21 protein-coding genes are annotated in these 17778 nt (G+C 62.1%); all 21 read right to left on the reverse strand.

Translation table 11 applies throughout. The features are described 5' to 3' along the window. The 21 genes from AC2FMD_RS00285 to AC2FMD_RS00385 all read right to left on the reverse strand — a co-directional run bounded on the left by AC2FMD_RS00285 (position 1) and on the right by AC2FMD_RS00385 (position 17728). Positions 1–1542: an NADH-quinone oxidoreductase subunit M gene (locus AC2FMD_RS00285; RefSeq protein ID WP_496682807.1), complete on the reverse strand. Its 1542-nt coding sequence runs from the start codon at positions 1540–1542 to the stop codon at positions 1–3. Continuing rightward, complete coding sequence (gene nuoL, locus AC2FMD_RS00290; RefSeq protein ID WP_496794535.1) at positions 1542–3668, reverse strand: NADH-quinone oxidoreductase subunit L; 2127 nt, start codon at positions 3666–3668, stop codon at positions 1542–1544. Before nuoL ends, AC2FMD_RS00285 begins: the two co-directional genes overlap by 1 nt. A 6-nt stretch (positions 3669–3674) precedes the next feature. Then, positions 3675–3980 (reverse strand): NADH-quinone oxidoreductase subunit NuoK, encoded by a 306-nt coding sequence (gene nuoK / locus AC2FMD_RS00295; protein WP_171096971.1) that lies wholly within the window; start codon positions 3978–3980, stop codon positions 3675–3677. A 4-nt stretch (positions 3981–3984) separates the two neighbouring features. After that, positions 3985–4587 (reverse strand): NADH-quinone oxidoreductase subunit J, encoded by a 603-nt coding sequence (locus tag AC2FMD_RS00300; protein WP_496682814.1) that lies wholly within the window; start codon positions 4585–4587, stop codon positions 3985–3987. Then, a complete protein-coding gene (locus AC2FMD_RS00305; RefSeq protein ID WP_496713560.1) occupies positions 4584–5006 on the reverse strand; it encodes a carboxymuconolactone decarboxylase family protein in 423 nt (140 codons plus the stop codon). Before AC2FMD_RS00305 ends, AC2FMD_RS00300 begins: the two co-directional genes overlap by 4 nt. Then, the gene (gene nuoI / locus AC2FMD_RS00310; protein ID WP_005984030.1) at positions 5003–5497 is read right to left on the reverse strand and encodes an NADH-quinone oxidoreductase subunit NuoI; all 495 of its coding nucleotides are present in this window, start codon (positions 5495–5497) and stop codon (positions 5003–5005) included. Before nuoI ends, AC2FMD_RS00305 begins: the two co-directional genes overlap by 4 nt. Positions 5498–5499: 2 nt before the next feature. Continuing rightward, positions 5500–6537 carry an NADH-quinone oxidoreductase subunit NuoH gene (gene nuoH / locus AC2FMD_RS00315; protein WP_496686123.1) on the reverse strand — a complete coding sequence of 346 codons (1038 nt, stop codon included), beginning with the start codon at positions 6535–6537 and terminating at the stop codon, positions 5500–5502. 237 nt (positions 6538–6774) lie between these two features. Then, positions 6775–8760: an NADH-quinone oxidoreductase subunit NuoG gene (gene nuoG / locus AC2FMD_RS00320; protein ID WP_496740883.1), complete on the reverse strand. Its 1986-nt coding sequence runs from the start codon at positions 8758–8760 to the stop codon at positions 6775–6777. A 3-nt stretch (positions 8761–8763) separates the two neighbouring features. Next, positions 8764–9168, reverse strand: a complete 405-nt coding sequence (locus tag AC2FMD_RS00325; RefSeq protein ID WP_496740884.1) for a DUF5333 domain-containing protein — start codon at positions 9166–9168, stop codon at positions 8764–8766. A gap of 98 nt (positions 9169–9266) precedes the next feature. Next, complete coding sequence (locus AC2FMD_RS00330) at positions 9267–9644, reverse strand: hypothetical protein (RefSeq protein ID WP_496686115.1); 378 nt, start codon at positions 9642–9644, stop codon at positions 9267–9269. Then, positions 9644–10060 (reverse strand): MAPEG family protein, encoded by a 417-nt coding sequence (locus AC2FMD_RS00335; protein WP_496678940.1) that lies wholly within the window; start codon positions 10058–10060, stop codon positions 9644–9646. The genes AC2FMD_RS00330 and AC2FMD_RS00335 overlap by 1 nt, the downstream gene beginning before the upstream one ends. A 5-nt stretch (positions 10061–10065) precedes the next feature. Then, entirely contained in the window at positions 10066–11364 is a 1299-nt protein-coding gene (gene nuoF / locus AC2FMD_RS00340; RefSeq protein WP_496678939.1) for an NADH-quinone oxidoreductase subunit NuoF, read from the reverse strand. A 6-nt stretch (positions 11365–11370) separates the two neighbouring features. Further along, positions 11371–11598: a DUF5337 domain-containing protein gene (locus tag AC2FMD_RS00345; protein WP_496678937.1), complete on the reverse strand. Its 228-nt coding sequence runs from the start codon at positions 11596–11598 to the stop codon at positions 11371–11373. Between the two features lie 32 nt (positions 11599–11630). Then, positions 11631–12779 (reverse strand): NADH-quinone oxidoreductase subunit E, encoded by a 1149-nt coding sequence (locus AC2FMD_RS00350; protein ID WP_496678935.1) that lies wholly within the window; start codon positions 12777–12779, stop codon positions 11631–11633. Continuing rightward, a complete protein-coding gene (locus AC2FMD_RS00355; protein ID WP_496678951.1) occupies positions 12779–13993 on the reverse strand; it encodes an NADH-quinone oxidoreductase subunit D in 1215 nt (404 codons plus the stop codon). Before AC2FMD_RS00355 ends, AC2FMD_RS00350 begins: the two co-directional genes overlap by 1 nt. Before the next feature lie 213 nt (positions 13994–14206). After that, a complete protein-coding gene (locus tag AC2FMD_RS00360) occupies positions 14207–14380 on the reverse strand; it encodes an NADH dehydrogenase (protein ID WP_068347518.1) in 174 nt (57 codons plus the stop codon). Beyond that, complete coding sequence (locus AC2FMD_RS00365) at positions 14381–14986, reverse strand: NADH-quinone oxidoreductase subunit C (protein WP_496686109.1); 606 nt, start codon at positions 14984–14986, stop codon at positions 14381–14383. A 12-nt stretch (positions 14987–14998) separates the two neighbouring features. Then, positions 14999–15532, reverse strand: a complete 534-nt coding sequence (locus tag AC2FMD_RS00370; protein ID WP_093964904.1) for a NuoB/complex I 20 kDa subunit family protein — start codon at positions 15530–15532, stop codon at positions 14999–15001. Next, the gene (locus AC2FMD_RS00375) at positions 15523–15888 is read right to left on the reverse strand and encodes an NADH-quinone oxidoreductase subunit A (RefSeq protein ID WP_093964903.1); all 366 of its coding nucleotides are present in this window, start codon (positions 15886–15888) and stop codon (positions 15523–15525) included. The genes AC2FMD_RS00370 and AC2FMD_RS00375 overlap by 10 nt, the downstream gene beginning before the upstream one ends. A 187-nt stretch (positions 15889–16075) precedes the next feature. Next, positions 16076–16864: a crotonase/enoyl-CoA hydratase family protein gene (locus AC2FMD_RS00380; RefSeq protein WP_496712997.1), complete on the reverse strand. Its 789-nt coding sequence runs from the start codon at positions 16862–16864 to the stop codon at positions 16076–16078. A gap of 9 nt (positions 16865–16873) precedes the next feature. Further along, a complete protein-coding gene (locus AC2FMD_RS00385) occupies positions 16874–17728 on the reverse strand; it encodes a hydroxymethylglutaryl-CoA lyase (protein ID WP_496740886.1) in 855 nt (284 codons plus the stop codon). Between the last annotated feature and the right edge of the window lie 50 nt (positions 17729–17778).

A 17778-nucleotide genomic window follows, 5' to 3' on the forward strand; every position in this document is an offset into this window, starting at 1 on the left:
TTAGTGCGAGGCGACCTGGGTCGCGGCCTCGGCCGCGGCCAGAGCCGTGTCATAGTTCGAAATCAGCGCGGCGGTCGAATTGCCGATCACGTCCGTAACCAGCGACGGGTAGACCCCCAGCAGAATGGTCATGACGATCAGCGGCGCAAAGATCAGGCGTTCGCGTGTGCTCATGTCGGTGATCGACTTGAGGCTTTCCTTGATCAGGTCGCCAAAGACCACGCGGCGATACAGCCACAGCGCATAAGCTGCCGAGAAGATCACACCGCTGGCCGCCACTGCTGTCACCCAGGTGTTGACCTGGAAAGTGCCCATCAGCGTCAGGAATTCGCCGATGAACCCACTGGTGCCCGGCAGGCCCACATTTGCCATGGTGAACAGCATGAACACCAGCGCATAGGCCGGCATGCGGATCACCAGGCCGCCATAGGCCTCGATGTCGCGGGTGTGCATCCGGTCATAGATCACGCCAACGCAAAGGAACAGCGCGGCCGAGATGAAACCGTGGCTGAGCATCTGGAAGATCGCCCCGTCGATGCCCTGCTGGTTGGCGGCGAAGATGCCCATGGTCACAAAACCCATATGCGCGACCGAGGAATAGGCGATCAGCTTTTTCATGTCCTCCTGCACCAGCGCCACCAACGAGGTGTAGACCACGGCGATGGCCGACAGCCACAGGACCAGATCGGTCATCACTGCCGAGCCGACGGGGAACATAGGCAAGCTGAAGCGCAGGAAGCCATAGCCACCCATCTTCAGCAGGATCGCCGCCAGCACGACCGAGCCCGCCGTCGGCGCCTGAACGTGGGCGTCAGGCAGCCAGGTGTGCACGGGCCACATCGGCATCTTCACCGCGAAGGACGCGAAGAACGCGAGGAACAGCAAGGTCTGCATGCCGCCGACGATGTGGACGCCCAGCACGCTGAAGCTCTCGGACGAGAACTGGTGCGTCATCAGCGCGGCAATGTCGGTGGTGCCAGCGTCGGCATACATCGCCACCATCGCCACCAGCATCAGAACCGAGCCGAGGAAGGTATAGAGGAAGAACTTGAAGCTGGCATAGATCCGGTCCTTGCCGCCCCAGATCCCGATGATCAGGAACATCGGGATCAGCCCGGCCTCAAAGAACAGGTAGAACAGCACCAGGTCCAGAGCCATGAATACGCCCAGCATCAGCGTTTCCAGCAGCAGGAAGGCAATCATGTATTCCTTGACCCGGTCGGTCACGTTCCAGCTGGCCAGGATGGTCAGCGGCATGATGAAGGTGGTCAGCAGCACGAACAGAACGCTGATGCCATCCACGCCCATCTTGTATTTCAGGCCCATCAGCCATTCGCCCTCTTCCACCATTTGAAAGCCGGTGTTCGAGGGGTCGAACTCGGTATAGATACCGATCGAGACCAGAAAGGTGACCGTGGTTGCTACCAGCGCGATCCACTTGGCATTGCTTTGAGCTGCCGCATCCTTCCCGTGCAGGAACAGCGCCATCAGACCGGCGGAAATGGCCGGAATGAATGTGACAATGGATAGGATATTGTCCATCAGTGTGCGCCTCCGCCGATCGACATCCAGGTGACCAGGGCTGCGATGCCCAGAACCATCCAGAAGGCGTAAGTGAAGATGTAGCCCGTCTGTGCCTTGCCTGCGAGGCGGGTGAAGAAGGGAACGACGCCCATTGCTACTCCGTTCAGGAAACCGTCGATCACCTTGCCGTCACCGCCCTTCCACAGGAACCGGCCCAGGGCCACGGTCGGTTTGACAAGGATCGCGTCGTAAATTTCGTCAAAGTACCACTTGTTCTTGAGGAACAGGTACAGCGGACGCTGGTTCTCGGCCAGGCGGCTCGGCAGCGCCGGGTTCACGATGTAGAACAGGTAGGCCAGTCCAAAGCCCAGAACCATTGCGATGAATGGCGAGATCTTGACCCATTTCGGCGCAGCATGCGCGTCGTCCAAAACATGGTTGTCCGGCGCGATGTACAGCGCGCCCTCGCCCGGTTTGCCAACAAAAGCATAGTGGTGGTCGCCGCCCTTGGCCTTGTCACCGTGCGCAGCTTCGTCGTCATGAGATTCTGTGGCATGCGTGTCGTCGCCATGATCATCGGCCTTGGAATGGTCACCGGCCTCGGCATGCGCCTCGGCAACCGGAATGCCATAGAACTTGCCCACCTGATCGGCGTGACCGAAGAAGTTGTTGTACCAGATCATGCCCGCGAACACGGCGCCCAGCGACAGAACACCCAGCGGCACCAGCATGACCATCGGGCTTTCATGCGCGTGCTCATGCGTGTGCTTGTCGCCCCGCTCCTCGCCATAGAAGGTCAGGAAGATCAGGCGCCAGCTATAGAACGAGGTCATCGCGGCGGCGATCACCAGCGCCCAGAAGCCAAAGGCCGACCCGCCGGCATAGGCGCTTTCGATGATGGCGTCCTTGGACAGGAAGCCGGCAAAGCCGATCGTGGTCAGCGGGATGCCGACGCCTGTGATGGCCAGCGTGCCGATCATCATCGCCCAGAAGGTATAGGGGATTTTCTTGCGCAGGTTGCCATAGTTCATCATGTCCTGTTCGTGATGCATGGCGTGGATCACCGAGCCCGCACCAAGGAACAAGAGCGCCTTGAAGAAGGCATGCGTGAACAGGTGGAACATCGCCGCCGAATACATGCCCACGCCCGCGGCCACGAACATGTAGCCCAGCTGCGAACAGGTCGAATAGGCGATCACGCGCTTGATGTCGGTCTGCACCAGACCCACGGTCGCGGCAAAGAACGCGGTCGAGGCCCCCAGCACGGTGACGAACCCGGTCGCACCCGGCGCGAACTCCATCAGCGGCGACATACGGCAAACCAGGAACACACCGGCCGTCACCATGGTGGCGGCGTGGATCAGCGCCGACACGGGCGTCGGGCCCTCCATCGCGTCCGGCAACCAGGTGTGCAGGATCAACTGCGCAGATTTGCCCATCGCACCGATGAACAGCAGCACGCAGACGACCTCGACCGCAGACCATTCGCCCCACAGGAAAGTCAGCTGCGTTTCCGCCAGCTGGGGTGCGGCAGCAAAGATATCCGAGAAGTTGATGCTGTCGGTCAGGAAGAACAGCGCAAAAATCCCCAGCGCAAAGCCGAAGTCGCCCACACGGTTGACGATGAACGCTTTCATCGCCGCCGCATTGGCCGAAGGTTTGCGGTAGTAGAAACCGATCAGCAGGTAGGATGCGACGCCCACGCCTTCCCAGCCAAAGAACATCTGCACCAGGTTGTCCGCCGTTACCAGCATCAGCATGGCGAAGGTGAAGAAGGACAGATAGGCAAAGAAGCGCGGCTTGTAGCTTTCGCCTTCGCGCCACTGCGGGTCGTGATCCATGTAGCCGAACGAATAAAGGTGCACGAGCGCCGACACCGTAGTGACCACGATCAGCATAATGGCGGTCAGCCGGTCCAGACGAATGGCCCACGAGGTCGACAGCGAGCCGCTTTCGATCCAGCGCATGATCTCGATCTGCTGGGTCTGTCCATCAAAGCTGAAGAAGACGATCCACGACAGCAGACAGGCCAGGAACAGCAGGCCCGTGGCCGTCCACAGCGCGGCCTTTTCGCCGATGAATTTCCAGCCAAAGCCGCAGATCAGCGCGCCCACGAGCGGGGCAAAGAGGATTGTGGTTTCCATGATCCCTTACCCCTTCATCATGTTGACGTCTTCAACCGCAATAGTGCCGCGGTTGCGGAAGAAGCAGACCAGAATAGCCAGCCCGATCGCCGCCTCGGCCGCGGCCACGGTCAACACAAACAGCGTGAACACCTGCCCGACCAGATCGCCGAGAAAGCTGGAAAACGCCACGAGGTTGATATTTACCGCCAGCAGCATCAATTCGATGCTCATAAGCAGGATGATGACGTTCTTGCGGTTCAGAAAGAGACCGAAGATGCCGATGACGAACAGCGTCGTCGCGACGGTAAGATAGTGCTCAAGTCCGATCATGGTCTCAAAGTCCCTGCCCCGGTTTCACGTCCTTCAACTCCAGCGCCTTGGCCGGGTCGCGCATCATCTGGGCGATGATGTCCTGCCGCTTGATGTCCTGGCGGTGGCGCAGCGTCAGTACAATGGCACCGATCATGGCCACCAACAGGATCAGGCCCGCCAGTTGGAACAGAAGGAAGTATTGATCGTAAAGGATGACACCCAGCGCTTCGGTGTTGTGGCGATCGGCCGGGATCGGCTGGGCCAGGTTGGCCGCCGCGCCCTGTGCGCTGTCCCAGGCGCCAAAGGCCATGACGAACTGCATCAGGATGACCAGACCGATCAGCAGGGCCAAAGGCATGTAGCGCGCCATCTCGGCCTTGAGCTCGGCAAAATCCACGTCCAGCATCATCACCACGAACAGGAACAGCACCGCCACCGCGCCGACATAGACGATGATCAGCAGCATGGCGACGAATTCCGCCCCCAGCAGCACGAACAGCCCCGCAGACGACAGGAAGGCCAAAATCAGCCACAGCACCGAATGCACCGGCTGCCGGCTGATCACGGTGAACAGCCCGCCGGTGATGGCGCTGATGGCAAAGAGGTAAAAGGCAAATACGCTCATTGGTCATCATCCTCGTTTTCGCCCATGGCCTCCTGCGCCAGTTCCAGCGCCCGGGTCATGGCCGGGATGCCGGCAAAGACCGACATTTGACCGATCGTTTCCACGATCTCTTGTTTCTTGGCCCCTGCCTCGATGGCATGGCGCACCGTTTGGCGCACGGCCGTATCGGCCTGCGCGCCCTGACAGGTCAGCCCCGCCAGCGTCAGCAACAGGCGGGTCTTGGCATCCAATCCGCCCGGATTGACGGTGTTGCCGAACATCATCTCCATGACCTCTTTGGGCATGGTCGGCCACAGCGCCTCGAAGCCGCGCATCGCGTCGACGGGCGAATAGCTCTCCAGCGCCGGGTTGAACGCCTTAGCCATGTCATGTGCCTGTTTCAGCATCTGCTCGAATGGGTTCTTGACCGGATCACTCATCTGTACGGCGCGTCCAGTTCTAGGTTGCGGGCGATCTCGGCTTCCCAGCGGTCGCCGTTCTCTAGCAGTTTCTGCTTGTCATAGAACAGCTCTTCGCGGGTCTCGGTGGCGAATTCGAAATTCGGCCCTTCGACGATCGCATCGACCGGGCAGGCCTCCTGGCAGAAGCCGCAATAGATGCACTTGGTCATATCGATGTCATAACGCGTGGTGCGGCGGCTGCCGTCTTCGCGCGGTTCGGCGTCGATGGTGATGGCTTGGGCCGGGCAGATCGCCTCACACAGCTTGCAGGCGATACAGCGTTCCTCGCCGTTCGGATAACGACGCAGAGCATGTTCGCCCCGGAACCGGGGCGACAGCGGGCCCTTTTCATGCGGATAGTTCACCGTGGCCTTGGGGGCGAAGAAATACTTCATCCCCAGCTTGAAACCCTGCCAGAAGTCCTGCAGCAGGAAATACTTGGCCGCACGGGTATAGTCGATCTGGGTCATTGTCAGCCTCCTACGCTCCAGCGGGCAAACGCGCCCCAGAACCAATCGAATTTTGCAGCAAAAGCCACGAAGACCACCCACACCAAACTGAACGGCAAGAAAACTTTCCAGCCCAGCCGCATCAGCTGGTCATAGCGGTAGCGCGGCGTGATCGCCTTGACCATCGCGAACAGGAAGAAGAAGAACGCCATCTTGGCGACCATCCACAGCACGCCATCCGGCAGGCCAGGGATAGGCGACAGCCAGCCGCCGAAGAACAGCAGCGAAGTCAGCGCGCACATCAGGAAGATGGCGATGTATTCGCCCGCCATGAACAGCAGGAAGGGCGTGGCCGAATATTCCACTTGGTAGCCGGCAACCAGTTCCGATTCCGCCTCGGGCAGGTCAAACGGCGGGCGGTTGGTTTCGGCCAGCGCCGAGATGAAGAACAGGAACACCATCGGGAAATGCGGCAGCCAGTACCAGCTGAAGAACCCGAACGCGCCGTCCTGCGCCCGCACGATGTCGCCAAAATTCATCGAGCCGGTCGAGATGATCACCCCGATGATGATCAGGCCGATCGAAACCTCGTAGGAAATCATCTGCGCGGCCGAGCGCAGGCTTCCGAGGAACGGGTATTTCGAGTTCGACGCCCAGCCCCCCATGATCACGCCGTAAACCTCGAGCGAGGATACGGCGAACACGTACAAGATGGCCACGTTGATATCCGACAGCACCCAGCCATCGTTGAACGGAATGACCGCCCAAGCGATCATGGCCAGCACGAAGGATGTCAGAGGCGCCAGGATAAACACCGTCCGGTCAGCCCCGGCGGGGATTACCACCTCTTTCACCACGTATTTCAGCGCATCCGCCACCGATTGCAGCAGACCATACGCGCCCACGACGTTGGGGCCGCGACGCATCTGGACCGCCGCCCAGATCTTGCGGTCGCCATAGACCAGGAACAACAGCGAGATCATCACGAAGGCGACGACGGCCAGCACCTGTGCCAGTATGATCAGGGCTATTCCGCCCGGGGTGTCAAAGAATTCAGCCATTGGTCCTCACACCGTGGGTATTCCGTTTGCCGCCGTGGCCGCCAAGCCCAGCCCGACGGCCAGAGACTCGCACCGCAAGCGGTTGGTTTGGCGTGTCGGTGTAAACAGCATCCGCCGCCCGTACGCCACCTTTTTTCTTCCTTTTCAACGGTCGCGCACACGACGCGGCCGCCGCCCCGTCATACGAGCCGGCGGGCAACGGCGCGCCGTTGTTCTGCCGTATGAACGCCGCCAGACTCATTCCGCCGCGATCTTCTGGTTGCCGCGCGCCTTGGCCAGCGCCGAAAGCTCTGCCATCAGCTGCGACGCCCGCGCGATCGGGTTGGTCAGATAGAAATCCTTGATCACAGTTCGGAAGGTCGCCTGCCCCAACGGCCCGGCCTCGAGCGGCTGCATTTCGTTCTCGGGCACTTGGTCGATCTGCGCCAGATGCGGCACCGCCTCGACCACCGCCGTGCGCAGCTGCGCCAGCGAGTCGTAGGGCAGCGCCTGCCCCAGCTCGGCCGAAAGCGCCCGCAGGATCGCCCAGTTCTCCTTGGCCTCGCCCGGGGCGAACCCGGCGCGCATCGCCAATTGCGGGCGACCTTCGGTGTTCACGAACAGCCCGTTTTCCTCAGTATAGGCGGCTCCGGGCAGGATGATGTCGGCGCGGTGGGCACCGCGGTCACCGTGGCTGCCCTGATAGATCACGAAGGGGCCGTCCTCGATCTCGATTTCGTCGGCCCCGAGGTTGTAGATCACCTCGGCCCCATCGATCGCTGCCTCGATTCCTCCTTCGGTGACGGCGCCAACATCCATCGCACCAACCCGCGCCGCAGCCGTGTGCAGCACGAACAGGCGGCCCGACAAGGCCTGGGCCGCAGCCAGAACGGCCAGGCCGTCGGCCTCGGTCACGGCGCCCTGCCCGACGATCACGATGGCATCCTTGCCTGCCTTTGCCTTGGCCAGAGCCGCGCGGTCCTCACCCAAATGGTCATAATCATAGGTCAGATCCACCGCCGGACCGATCACCTTGACCGTAGCCCCGGCCAGCCACGCCTTGCGGATGCGCGCGTTCAGCACCGGGGCTTCGTCGCGCGGGTTGGTGCCGATCAGGATGATCTCTTTCGCGGTATCGATCTCTTCAATCGCCACGTTGCCGACATAGCCCGAGCGGTTGCCGATGGGCAGGCGGGCATTGTCGGTTCGGCACTCGACCTTGCCACCCAGCCCTTCGATCATCTGCTTCAGGGCAAAGGCGGCCTCGACCGGAACCAGGTCGCCGACCAGGCCGGCCACGGTCTTGCCCTTCATCGCGTCCGCCGCGGCCGCAAGCGCCTCGGTCCAGCTGGCCGGACGCAAAAGGCCGTTCTCGCGGATATAGGGCGTGTCCAGCCGCTGGCGGCGCAGCCCGTCCCAGACAAAGCGTGTCTTATCGGAAATCCACTCTTCGTTCACGCCGTCATGGTTGCGTGGCAGAATGCGCATCACGACGCGGCCCTTGGTGTCAACCCGGATGTTCGAGCCCAGAGCATCCATCACGTCGATGGATTCGGTCTTGGTCAGCTCCCATGGGCGGGCGGTGAACGCATAAGGCTTTGAAGTAAGCGCGCCCACCGGGCACAGGTCGATGATGTTGCCCTGAAGGTTCGAGTCCAACGTCTGGTTCAGATAGGTGGTAATCTCGGCGTCTTCGCCCCGACCGGTCTGCCCCATCTGGTCGACCCCCGCCACCTCGGTGGTGAAGCGGACGCAACGGGTGCAGCTGATGCAGCGGGTCATGGCGGTGCCCACCAGCGGCCCAAGATCCAGATCGTCCACCGCGCGCTTGGCCTCGCGGAACCGGCTGGCCGAGATGCCATAGGCCATCGCCTGATCCTGCAGATCGCATTCACCGCCCTGGTCGCAGATCGGGCAATCCAGCGGGTGGTTGATCAGCAGAAACTCCATCACGCCTTCGCGGGCCTTCTTGACCATGGGCGAGTTGGTCTTGACCACCGGCGGCTGGCCTTCCGGCCCCGGGCGCAGATCGCGCACCTGCATGGCGCACGAGGCGGCGGGCTTGGGCGGGCCGCCCACGACCTCGACAAGGCACATGCGGCAGTTGCCTGCGATCGACAGGCGCTCGTGATAGCAGAAACGCGGAACTTCGATCCCGGCCTGTTCACAGGCCTGGATCAGGGTCATTGCACCATCGACTTCGATTTCCTTGTCGTCGATCACGATCTTGCGGAGGTCAGACATGGTCTAGTTCGCCCTCAAATACACGCCAATGGCGCTGTTTCTTTCGATTTCCCTGCGCCCCAGCGCACAGAAAGTTTCGGTGTCGGCATAGCTTACGCCGTTCTGAGCCAGGTATGCCTCGCCCTTGGCGCGCATCCGCGCCTTTTCGGCATCCGATTCCACATAGGCCCGGATCTCGGCATCCGAATATCCCAGCTGGTTCGCTTTGGATCGCAGCCCCCACATCACGCCTATCGCCTTCAGACGACGCCCGCTGATTGTCGGGCAGATTTCCGAAATCTCGTTGGCGATGGCGATGTAGTAGAGCGAGTCGTCGATCTCCTTAACTTCGCGCAAGGGCGGTTTGGCTCCGGCCACGGCAGGCAGCGCGACGACGCAGGCAACGGCGGAAAGTTTCGCAGCTTTCATGACATATCCTTTCGTCTTGGGTTCCCCAAGACGACACTTCCCTCGACCGCTATGCAATAACGCGCGGCCTGCCGGAACCTGATATGACATGGCATGGGTCATGGCCGCTGACACTTCCCGGCAAAAGTCAGGCTGTCATTGTCGATCCGCAGAGTCTGCGGCTCGGCATCCGGTCCGATTTTCCAGGCGATGCGGGAAGACCCGAAATTCTGCACACAGAACCGCGTGGCCTCATAGCGCCCCGCTTCGCGCGCGCCGTCCAACGAAGCCGACACGCCCTTGACCGTCACGGTGAAATCGGCCGGCGACCTTTTCTTGTCGACCGCCTTCGCCTTGGCGCGAAATGCCTGCCCATCGAACAGCACGCGATCCTCGGCCTTGCCACCGCAGGCCGACAGCACCGCAAGAACCGCCAAAACACCGGTCAACGGAGCAATGGCCCTACCACGGGCAACAATAGGGATCAGCCTTGCCATCAGATCGCCGCCACCAAAGCCATGACGCCCAGCACAGCCATGCATGCCCAGGCCACAACGTACAGAACGCTTCGCAGGCCGCTGTGCGGTTTGCCAATGCCGCGGATATGAACCACCAGCATCACCAGACGCGCCACCAAGGCGATCGAGGCCAGCCAGTTCACCCAGACCGGGCTGACCCCCAGCAGCATGGCCGCCAGAGTCACGGTCAGGAACGCGGGCAGAGTTTCGGTTCCGTTAAGATAGGCGCGGTTCAGACGATAGGCACTGTCGGCATAGTTCTGTTCCGGCGTCGCCCCTGGCGCCAGGCCCTTGCCCTGCTTGGCCAGCGCCGAGAACGGCGCCAGCAGCAGGACCACCAGCGTAAAGATCACCAGCGCGGCAATCGCGTGCGAGTATTCGGAATATACTTCCATCGGATCTACTCCGCCGCCATCGCACCCATACGGCCCGATTTGCGGGCCTTGATGCGGTCTTCGATTTCTTCGCGGAAGTTGCGGATCAGGCCCTGGATCGGCCATGCGGCCGCGTCCCCCAGTGCACAGATCGTGTGGCCTTCGACCTGCTTGGTCACCTCGAACAGCATGTCGATCTCTTCCAGCTCGGCCTCGCCGCGGACAAGGCGATCCATCACGCGCATCATCCAGCCCGTGCCTTCGCGGCAGGGCGTGCACTGGCCGCAGCTTTCGTGCTTGTAGAATTTCGATAGGCGCCAGATCGCCTTGATGATGTCGGTGGACTTGTCCATCACGATCACAGCCGCCGTTCCCAGCCCCGAGCCCAGATCGTTGCGCAGATAGTCGAAATCCATGATCGCATCGCGCATGTTCTCGCCGCGCACGCAAGGCACGGACGAGCCACCGGGGATCACGGCCAACAGGTTGTCCCACCCACCGCGGATGCCGCCGCAATGGGTCTCGATCAGTTCTTCGAAGCTGATCGACATCGCCTCTTCGACCACGCAGGGGTTGTTGACGTGACCCGAGATCGCAAAAAGCTTGGTGCCCGCGTTGTTCTGGCGGCCGAAACCGGCGAACCAGTCGGCACCGCGGCGCAGAATCGTGGGCACGACGGCAATAGATTCCACGTTGTTCACCGTGGTCGGGCAGCCATACAGACCCGCCCCCGCCGGGAACGGCGGCTTCATGCGCGGCATGCCCTTCTTGCCTTCGAGACTTTCCAGCAGCGCGGTTTCCTCGCCGCAGATATAGGCGCCGGCGCCGTGGTGCAGGAACAGGTCGAAATCCCAGCCCGAGCCGGCGGCGTTCTTGCCCAGCAGGCCGGCATCATAGGCCTCGTCGATGGCGGCCTGCAGCGCCTCGCGCTCGCGGATGTACTCGCCCCGGATGTAGATGTAGCAGGTATGCGCGTTCATCGCGAACGACGCGATCAGGCAGCCTTCGATCAGCGTGTGCGGATCGTGGCGCATGATCTCGCGGTCCTTGCAGGTGCCCGGTTCGGATTCGTCAGCGTTCACAACAAGGTAAGACGGACGGCCATCGCTTTCTTTTGGCATGAACGACCATTTCAGACCGGTCGGAAAGCCCGCGCCGCCACGCCCGCGCAATCCCGAATCCTTCATCGTCTGGATGATCCAGTCGCGCCCTTTAGCGATCAGGTCAGCGGTGCCGTCCCAATGCCCGCGGGCCTGGGCGCCCTTCAGCGTGCGCTCGTGCATCCCGTAGATGTTGGTAAAGATCCGGTCCTGATCCTTCAGCATCGCGTGTTACCTTTGGCTGTCCTGACGCATGCGCCAGAGTTGAAAAATGTTGACGCCTGCATAGATGAAGGCCGCGATCGCGGCGAAATCAAACAGCAGCGCATAGCGTCCCGGCAGTTCCAGCGCCGGGCCGATGAACAGGGTCACGGCAAGCCACATCAGCATGGTCACTGCGATGACCACGCCGATATGTCGGCCCTTGCGGGCGATGGCCTGTTCCTTGTCCTTGTCCATCACACTCCGATGCCCGTATCGGGCACCGTCTCTCAGTCTTCGTAAGTGCCTTCTTTCTTGGCACGTTTGGCAAATTCGGTTTCCTCGCCGGCCGCCAACTTGGCCGCCTGTTCGATCCAGCCGTCGCGTTCGATCCGGCCCTTGAATTTCAACCGTGCATCTACCCAGGCCACCTGTTCGGGCGTCCAGGCCGCGATCTGGTCATAGTGGTAAAAGCCCAGTTCGTTCAGCGTCTGCTCGAGCTTCGGGCCTACGCCCTTCAGCAGCTTCAGATCGTCGGGTTTGCCGCCACGAGGACCAGTCAGCGTTTCGGGCTGAGTCTCGGCGGTTGCGGGCCTAGCTGCGGCGCCCTCGGGCGAAGATGGCTCGGCCTTGGCGGATTTCTTGGGCGCGGCCTGACGGGCCGCGGGCTTGCCCGGGTCCGCCGCCTTGGGCGGCTTGGGCGCGGCTTTCGCGCCGGCGGCCTTGCCGTCCTTGCCCAGCCATGGCGTCAGGATCGGAACCTCGGTCCCATCGATGCGCTTGACCGTATCGCCCAGATCGGCGGCCAGTTGAACGCTGGCATTGTACTTGGACTTGCCGGCCTCGTACTGTTTCAGGCTGGTCAAGCCGCCCTTGGGCTCGGCGGCATAGCGCCCGTTCTGCGGACCCGGAACCGGCGCCTTGCCGGCAGCCAGATCATCGATGATGCGGGCAAAGCTCTCGGCGGTCAGATCCTCGTAATAGTCCTTGCCGATCTGCGCCATCGGCGCGTTCGAGCACGACCCCAGGCATTCGACCTCTTCCCAGCTCAGCTTGCCGTCCGCCGACAGCTGATGAGGCTTGGGCGCGATCTTTTCGCGGCAGACCGCGATCAGATCCTCGGCCCCGCAGATCATGCAGGACGTGGTGCCGCAAACCTGAATATGCGCAACGGAACCAACCGGTTGCAGTTGAAACATGAAGTAGAAGGATGCAACTTCAAGCACCCGGATGTAGGACATGTCCAGCATCTCGGCCACATATTCGATGGCCGGGCGGCTGAGCCAGCCCTCCTGCTCTTGCGCGCGCCACAGCAGCGGGATGACCGCGCTGGCCTGACGGCCCTCGGGGTACTTGGTAATCTGAGCCTTGGCCCAGTCCAGATTGGCGGGCGTGAAGGCAAAGCTTTCGGGTTGTTCGGGGTGCAGGCGGCGGAGCATTAGCGGTCAATCTCTCCAAATACGACATCCATTGTGCCGATGATGGCGGCGACGTCGGCCAGCTGGTGGCCCTTGGCGACGTGGTCCATGGCTTGCAGGTGCAGATAGCCCGGCGCGCGCAGCTTGGCGCGGTACGGCTTGTTGGTGCCGTCGGCGACCAGATAGACGCCGAACTCGCCCTTGGGCGCTTCGACGGCGGCATAGACTTCGCCCGCCGGAACGTGGAAGCCTTCGGTGTACAGCTTGAAGTGATGGATCAGGCTTTCCATCGAGGTCTTCATGTCCGAACGTTTCGGCGGGGTGATCTTGCCGCGCGCCAGAACGTCTCCGGGGCAGTCGCGCAGCTTGGAGATGGCCTGACGAATGATCGACACCGACTGGCGCATCTCCTCCATGCGGACGAGATAGCGGTCATAGCAGTCGCCATTCTTGCCGACGGGAATCTGGAACTCGAATTCGTCGTAGCATTCATAGGGTTGCGCGCGTCGCAGGTCCCAGGCCAGGCCCGATCCGCGCACCATCACGCCCGAGAATCCGTATTTCTGGATGTCGTCCTCGGTCACCACGCCGATATCGCAGTTGCGCTGCTTGAAGATGCGGTTCTCGGTCAGCAGGCCGTCGATATCATCCAGAACAGCGGGGAAAGCATGGCTCCAGGCCTCGATATCGTCAAGCAGTTCGGGCGGCAGGTCCTGGTGAACGCCACCGGGACGGAAATAGGCGGCGTGCAGGCGCGCACCGCAGGCGCGCTCATAGAAGACCATCAGCTTTTCCCGCTCTTCAAAGCCCCATAGCGGCGGGGTCAGCGCGCCAACGTCCATCGCCTGGGTCGTCACGTTCAGCAGGTGGTTCAGGATGCGCCCGATCTCGGAATACAGAACCCGGATCAGCGAGGCGCGGCGCGGCACTTCGACCCCGGTCAGCTTTTCGATGGCCAAGCACCAGGCGTGTTCCTGGTTCATCGGCGCCACGTAATCCAGACGGTCAAAATACGGCAGGTTCTGCAGATAGGTCCGGCTTTCCATCAGCTTTTCGGTGCCACGGTGCAGCAGGCCGATATGCGGGTCGCAGCGTTCGACGATCTCGCCATCCAGTTCCAGCACCAGACGCAGCACGCCGTGGGCCGCAGGGTGCTGCGGGCCGAAGTTGATGTTGAAGTTGCGGATCTTCTGCTCGCCCGTCAGAGCGTCTTCGAAGCCCTTGCCGCCATCCATCATCGTGTCTCTCCTGTCCGGGGATCAACCCCGGCTGTTCCGTTCGTGCCGGACCGGTCCGGCAAGCGAGGGCCTCAGCGCCGCCCCCGGTTTTTCTTTTTTGCCTCGGCCCGAACCCGGACCCTTTCGGCGTCTGCCGCTTTCACCGCCGCCCCGGCCAACAACGCGCCCAGAGCCCCAATCACAACCAGTTCTCCAAGCATCGTCAGCATCTCAGCGGCGCTCCAGTTCCTGCAGCTTCAGACCCATCCACCACAAAAGGGCGATCGTGCCGAAGGGAACCAGACAGGCCAGCGCCCAGTATTTGTTGATCCCGAAAAACGGCAGAAGCTTGACCATCGGGATGATGGTCAGCGCCGAAAGGATCAGCCACCAGATGCCGCCCATTTACTTGGTCTCCTGCTTTTCGTCCCCCGGCAGAATGTAATTCGCACCCTCCCACGGGCTCATGAAGTCGAACTGGCGGTATTCCTGAACCAGCGAGACTGGCTCATAGACCACGCGCTTCTGCGCCTCGTCATAGCGAACCTCGGTGTAACCGGTGGTCGGGAAATCCTTGCGCAGTGGGTATCCCCGGAACCCGTAGTCGGTCAGGATGCGCCGCAGGTCCGGATGGCCCGAGAACAGGATGCCGAACATGTCGAACACTTCGCGCTCGAACCAGTTGGCGGACGGGTGCACATCGACGATCGAGGGCACCATCTCGTCCTCGCGGACCGAGACCCGCAGCCGGATGCGATGGTTCTGATACATCGAGAGGAAGTGATAGACGACGTCGAACCGCTTGGCCCGCTCGGGATAGTCCACGGCGGTGATGTCGACGAGGGTCGAGAATTTGCAGTTCTGGTCAGACTTCAGATACTCGACGAATTCGATCAGGTTCGACGGGGCCACATCGACGCTCAACTCACCAAAGCTGACGTCCCATGACAGGACGCAGTCGGGCCGCTTGATTTCGATCAGTGCGCCAAGTTCCTTGAGTGCTTCGCTCATCAGGGTTCCTCCTCAGCGCACGATGGTGCCGGTGCGGCGGATCTTGCGTTGCAACTGCAACAGACCATACAGCAGCGCCTCGGCGGTCGGCGGGCAGCCGGGAACGTAGATGTCCACCGGAACGATGCGGTCGCAGCCGCGCACCACCGAATAGGAATAGTGGTAATACCCGCCGCCATTGGCGCAGGATCCCATCGAGATGACATAGCGCGGCTCGGGCATCTGATCATAGACCTTGCGCAGAGCCGGCGCCATCTTGTTGGTCAGAGTGCCTGCCACGATCATCACGTCCGACTGGCGCGGGGATGCACGCGGCGCGATGCCGAAGCGTTCGGCATCGTAGCGCGGCATCGAGGTGTGCATCATCTCGACCGCGCAGCAGGCCAGGCCGAAGGTCATCCAGTGCAGCGAGCCGGTGCGCGCCCAGTTGATGATGTCCTCGGACGAGGTCAGCAGGAACCCTTTGTCCTGCAACTCGGCGTTCAGGGCCTGGGTGGCGACTTCCTTGTCAACGCCCGCGGTGTTTGCACCCGTCATCACTCCCATTCCAAGGCCCCCTTCTTCCATTCATAGGCAAAGCCGATGGTCAGAACGCCCAGGAACACCATCATCGACCAGAAGCCGACATCGCTGATATCCTTGAAGCCCACGGCCCAGGGAAACAGGAACGCAATCTCAAGGTCGAAGATGATGAACAGGATCGAAACCAGATAGAATCGGACATCGAACTTCATCCGCGCATCGTCGAACGCGTTGAACCCGCATTCATAGGCGCTGACCTTTTCGGGGTCGGGATTGCGGACTGCCAGAACGACGGCGGCCAGAATCAGGACGATTCCAAGGCCCACGGCGACGGCCAGAAACACCAGGATCGGGAGATATTCCCGCAACAGCTCTTCCACGAGTGGCTCCTTTCCTGCGCATCCCGAACGAGACGCGCCGTCAATTGGCGTGTTGACTGGACATTCTCTATCCGCGCGGGGTCAGAGGGTCAACCGAGCACAAGCGCGCATGGCACCGAATATTCGGCTTGCCAACGCCCAGCGCTGCACTAGGCGCAAGCCCTTGGCTTCAAATGGTCGCGGACGGTCAAACCTCACTATTCCATGAAGGTTTTCGCTTGTCGAAGAAAGCGCTGATTCCCTCATGCGCCTCGTCCGTTTCCCATCGGTCGACCAGCGCCCGGATCGTGTGGTCGATCACCGCGTCGTCGATGCGCGGCCCGAGGTCCCGAACCAACGCCTTGGCCGAGGCCACGGCGCCCGGCGCACAGGACAGATAGGGCTGCACTTCGGCTTCGATCGCGGCATCCAACTCATCCGCCGGAACGGCCCGCGCGAGCAGGCCAAGATCCACCGCCTCGGCCGCGTCGAACAGACGGGCCGACATGAACACGCGCCGCGCGCGGGCCTCGCCCATGCGGGCGATGACATAGGGGCCGATGGTGGCCGGGATCAGCCCCAGCCGGGTTTCGGTCAGCCCCATCTTCAGACTGTCCACGCCGACGGCCACGTCACAGACCGCGGCCATGCCCACGCCACCGCCAAAGGCGTTGCCCTGAAGCGCGCCGATCAACGGTTTTTGCAGGGTGTTCAGGGCGTTCAGCATCTCGGCCAGCTTGCGTGCCTCGACAAAGCGGGTCTCGGGATCGGCGGCCATTTGGGCCTGCATCCAGCCCAAGTCACCCCCGGCGCAGAAGCTCTTGCCCGCGCCGGTCAGAACTACGACACGCACGTCGTCGGTTTTCCCCAGTTGCGCGGCGGCCTGGGTCAGTTCGGCGATCATCTGCGCCGACATCGCGTTGTGTTTTTCCGGCCGGTTCAGCGTCAGCGTGGCAACCCCGCGCGGGTCGGTGGAGATCGAGATGGTTTCAAACATGTCAGCCTCTTATCCCGCCCGCATTGCGCGGGCCATTTCCGCCGCTTCGTTCAGCACGGCGGCGTCCAGTCCGGTGTCATAGCCCAGCCGCTCCAGATGCGCGGCCACGGCTTCGGTGGCCACATTCCCGGCCGCGCCCGGTGCGTAGGGGCAGCCACCCAATCCGCCCACGGCGGCGTCGAACACCCGGACGCCCAGCGCAAGAGACGCGTCGATATTGTCGATCGCGCGCCCGTTGGTGTCATGAAAATGCCCGGCCAAGCGGGTCGCGGGCACATATTCACGCACCGCCAGCAGCATCCGCGCGATGCTGTCGGGTGTCCCCTGCCCGATCGTGTCGCCCAGCGAGATCTCGTAACAGCCGTGCGAAAACAGCAGGTCGGCCACCTCGGCCACTTTGGCGGGTGGCGTCGGCCCGTCATAGGGGCAGTCGGTCACGCAGGAAACATAGCCGCGTACCGGCAGGTCGATATGGCGCGCCGCCTCGAGGATCGGGACGAACCGCTCGATGGATTCGGCGATGGTTGCGTTGATGTTGGCCTTGGAAAACCCATCGGATGCCGAGGCAAACACCGCGATTTCATCCGCCCCGGCAGCCAGCGCGTCCTCATAGCCGCGCATGTTCGGGGTCAGCGCGGCATAGCGCACGCCGGGGGCGCGGGTGATCCCGGCCAGCACCTCGGCGCTGCCGGCCATCTGCGGCACCCATTTGGGCGAAACGAAACTGGCCACCTCGATCCGGCTGAACCCCGCCCGGCTGAGACAGTCGACCAGCGCGATCTTCTCGGAAACTGGGATTTCGCGCTTTTCGTTCTGCAGCCCGTCGCGTGGCCCCACTTCGAAAATCTCGACACGTTCCGCCATCGCGGTGCCCTCCTGTTCAGTCCGGCCCGCCTCGTTTGGGGCGGGCGTTC

Source organism: Ruegeria sp. BHSC276, assembly GCF_059612945.1.

Excerpts from the sequence above, each read along its gene's own strand:
- AC2FMD_RS00285 (WP_496682807.1), bottom strand. The coding sequence starts at position 1,542 with ATGGACAATATCCTATCCATTGTCACATTCATTCCGGCCATTTCCGCC.
- nuoL (WP_496794535.1), bottom strand. The coding sequence starts at position 3,668 with ATGGAAACCACAATCCTCTTTGCCCCGCTCGTGGGCGCGCTGATCTGC.
- nuoK (WP_171096971.1), bottom strand. The coding sequence starts at position 3,980 with ATGATCGGACTTGAGCACTATCTTACCGTCGCGACGACGCTGTTCGTC.
- AC2FMD_RS00300 (WP_496682814.1), bottom strand. The coding sequence starts at position 4,587 with ATGAGCGTATTTGCCTTTTACCTCTTTGCCATCAGCGCCATCACCGGC.
- AC2FMD_RS00305 (WP_496713560.1), bottom strand. The coding sequence starts at position 5,006 with ATGAGTGATCCGGTCAAGAACCCATTCGAGCAGATGCTGAAACAGGCA.
- nuoI (WP_005984030.1), bottom strand. The coding sequence starts at position 5,497 with ATGACCCAGATCGACTATACCCGTGCGGCCAAGTATTTCCTGCTGCAG.
- nuoH (WP_496686123.1), bottom strand. The coding sequence starts at position 6,537 with ATGGCTGAATTCTTTGACACCCCGGGCGGAATAGCCCTGATCATACTG.
- nuoG (WP_496740883.1), bottom strand. The coding sequence starts at position 8,760 with ATGTCTGACCTCCGCAAGATCGTGATCGACGACAAGGAAATCGAAGTC.
- AC2FMD_RS00325 (WP_496740884.1), bottom strand. The coding sequence starts at position 9,168 with ATGAAAGCTGCGAAACTTTCCGCCGTTGCCTGCGTCGTCGCGCTGCCT.
- AC2FMD_RS00330 (WP_496686115.1), bottom strand. The coding sequence starts at position 9,644 with ATGGCAAGGCTGATCCCTATTGTTGCCCGTGGTAGGGCCATTGCTCCG.
- AC2FMD_RS00335 (WP_496678940.1), bottom strand. The coding sequence starts at position 10,060 with ATGGAAGTATATTCCGAATACTCGCACGCGATTGCCGCGCTGGTGATC.
- nuoF (WP_496678939.1), bottom strand. The coding sequence starts at position 11,364 with ATGCTGAAGGATCAGGACCGGATCTTTACCAACATCTACGGGATGCAC.
- AC2FMD_RS00345 (WP_496678937.1), bottom strand. The coding sequence starts at position 11,598 with ATGGACAAGGACAAGGAACAGGCCATCGCCCGCAAGGGCCGACATATC.
- AC2FMD_RS00350 (WP_496678935.1), bottom strand. The coding sequence starts at position 12,779 with ATGCTCCGCCGCCTGCACCCCGAACAACCCGAAAGCTTTGCCTTCACG.
- AC2FMD_RS00355 (WP_496678951.1), bottom strand. The coding sequence starts at position 13,993 with ATGGATGGCGGCAAGGGCTTCGAAGACGCTCTGACGGGCGAGCAGAAG.
- AC2FMD_RS00360 (WP_068347518.1), bottom strand. The coding sequence starts at position 14,380 with ATGGGCGGCATCTGGTGGCTGATCCTTTCGGCGCTGACCATCATCCCG.
- AC2FMD_RS00365 (WP_496686109.1), bottom strand. The coding sequence starts at position 14,986 with ATGAGCGAAGCACTCAAGGAACTTGGCGCACTGATCGAAATCAAGCGG.
- AC2FMD_RS00370 (WP_093964904.1), bottom strand. The coding sequence starts at position 15,532 with ATGGGAGTGATGACGGGTGCAAACACCGCGGGCGTTGACAAGGAAGTC.
- AC2FMD_RS00380 (WP_496712997.1), bottom strand. The coding sequence starts at position 16,864 with ATGTTTGAAACCATCTCGATCTCCACCGACCCGCGCGGGGTTGCCACG.
- AC2FMD_RS00385 (WP_496740886.1), bottom strand. The coding sequence starts at position 17,728 with ATGGCGGAACGTGTCGAGATTTTCGAAGTGGGGCCACGCGACGGGCTG.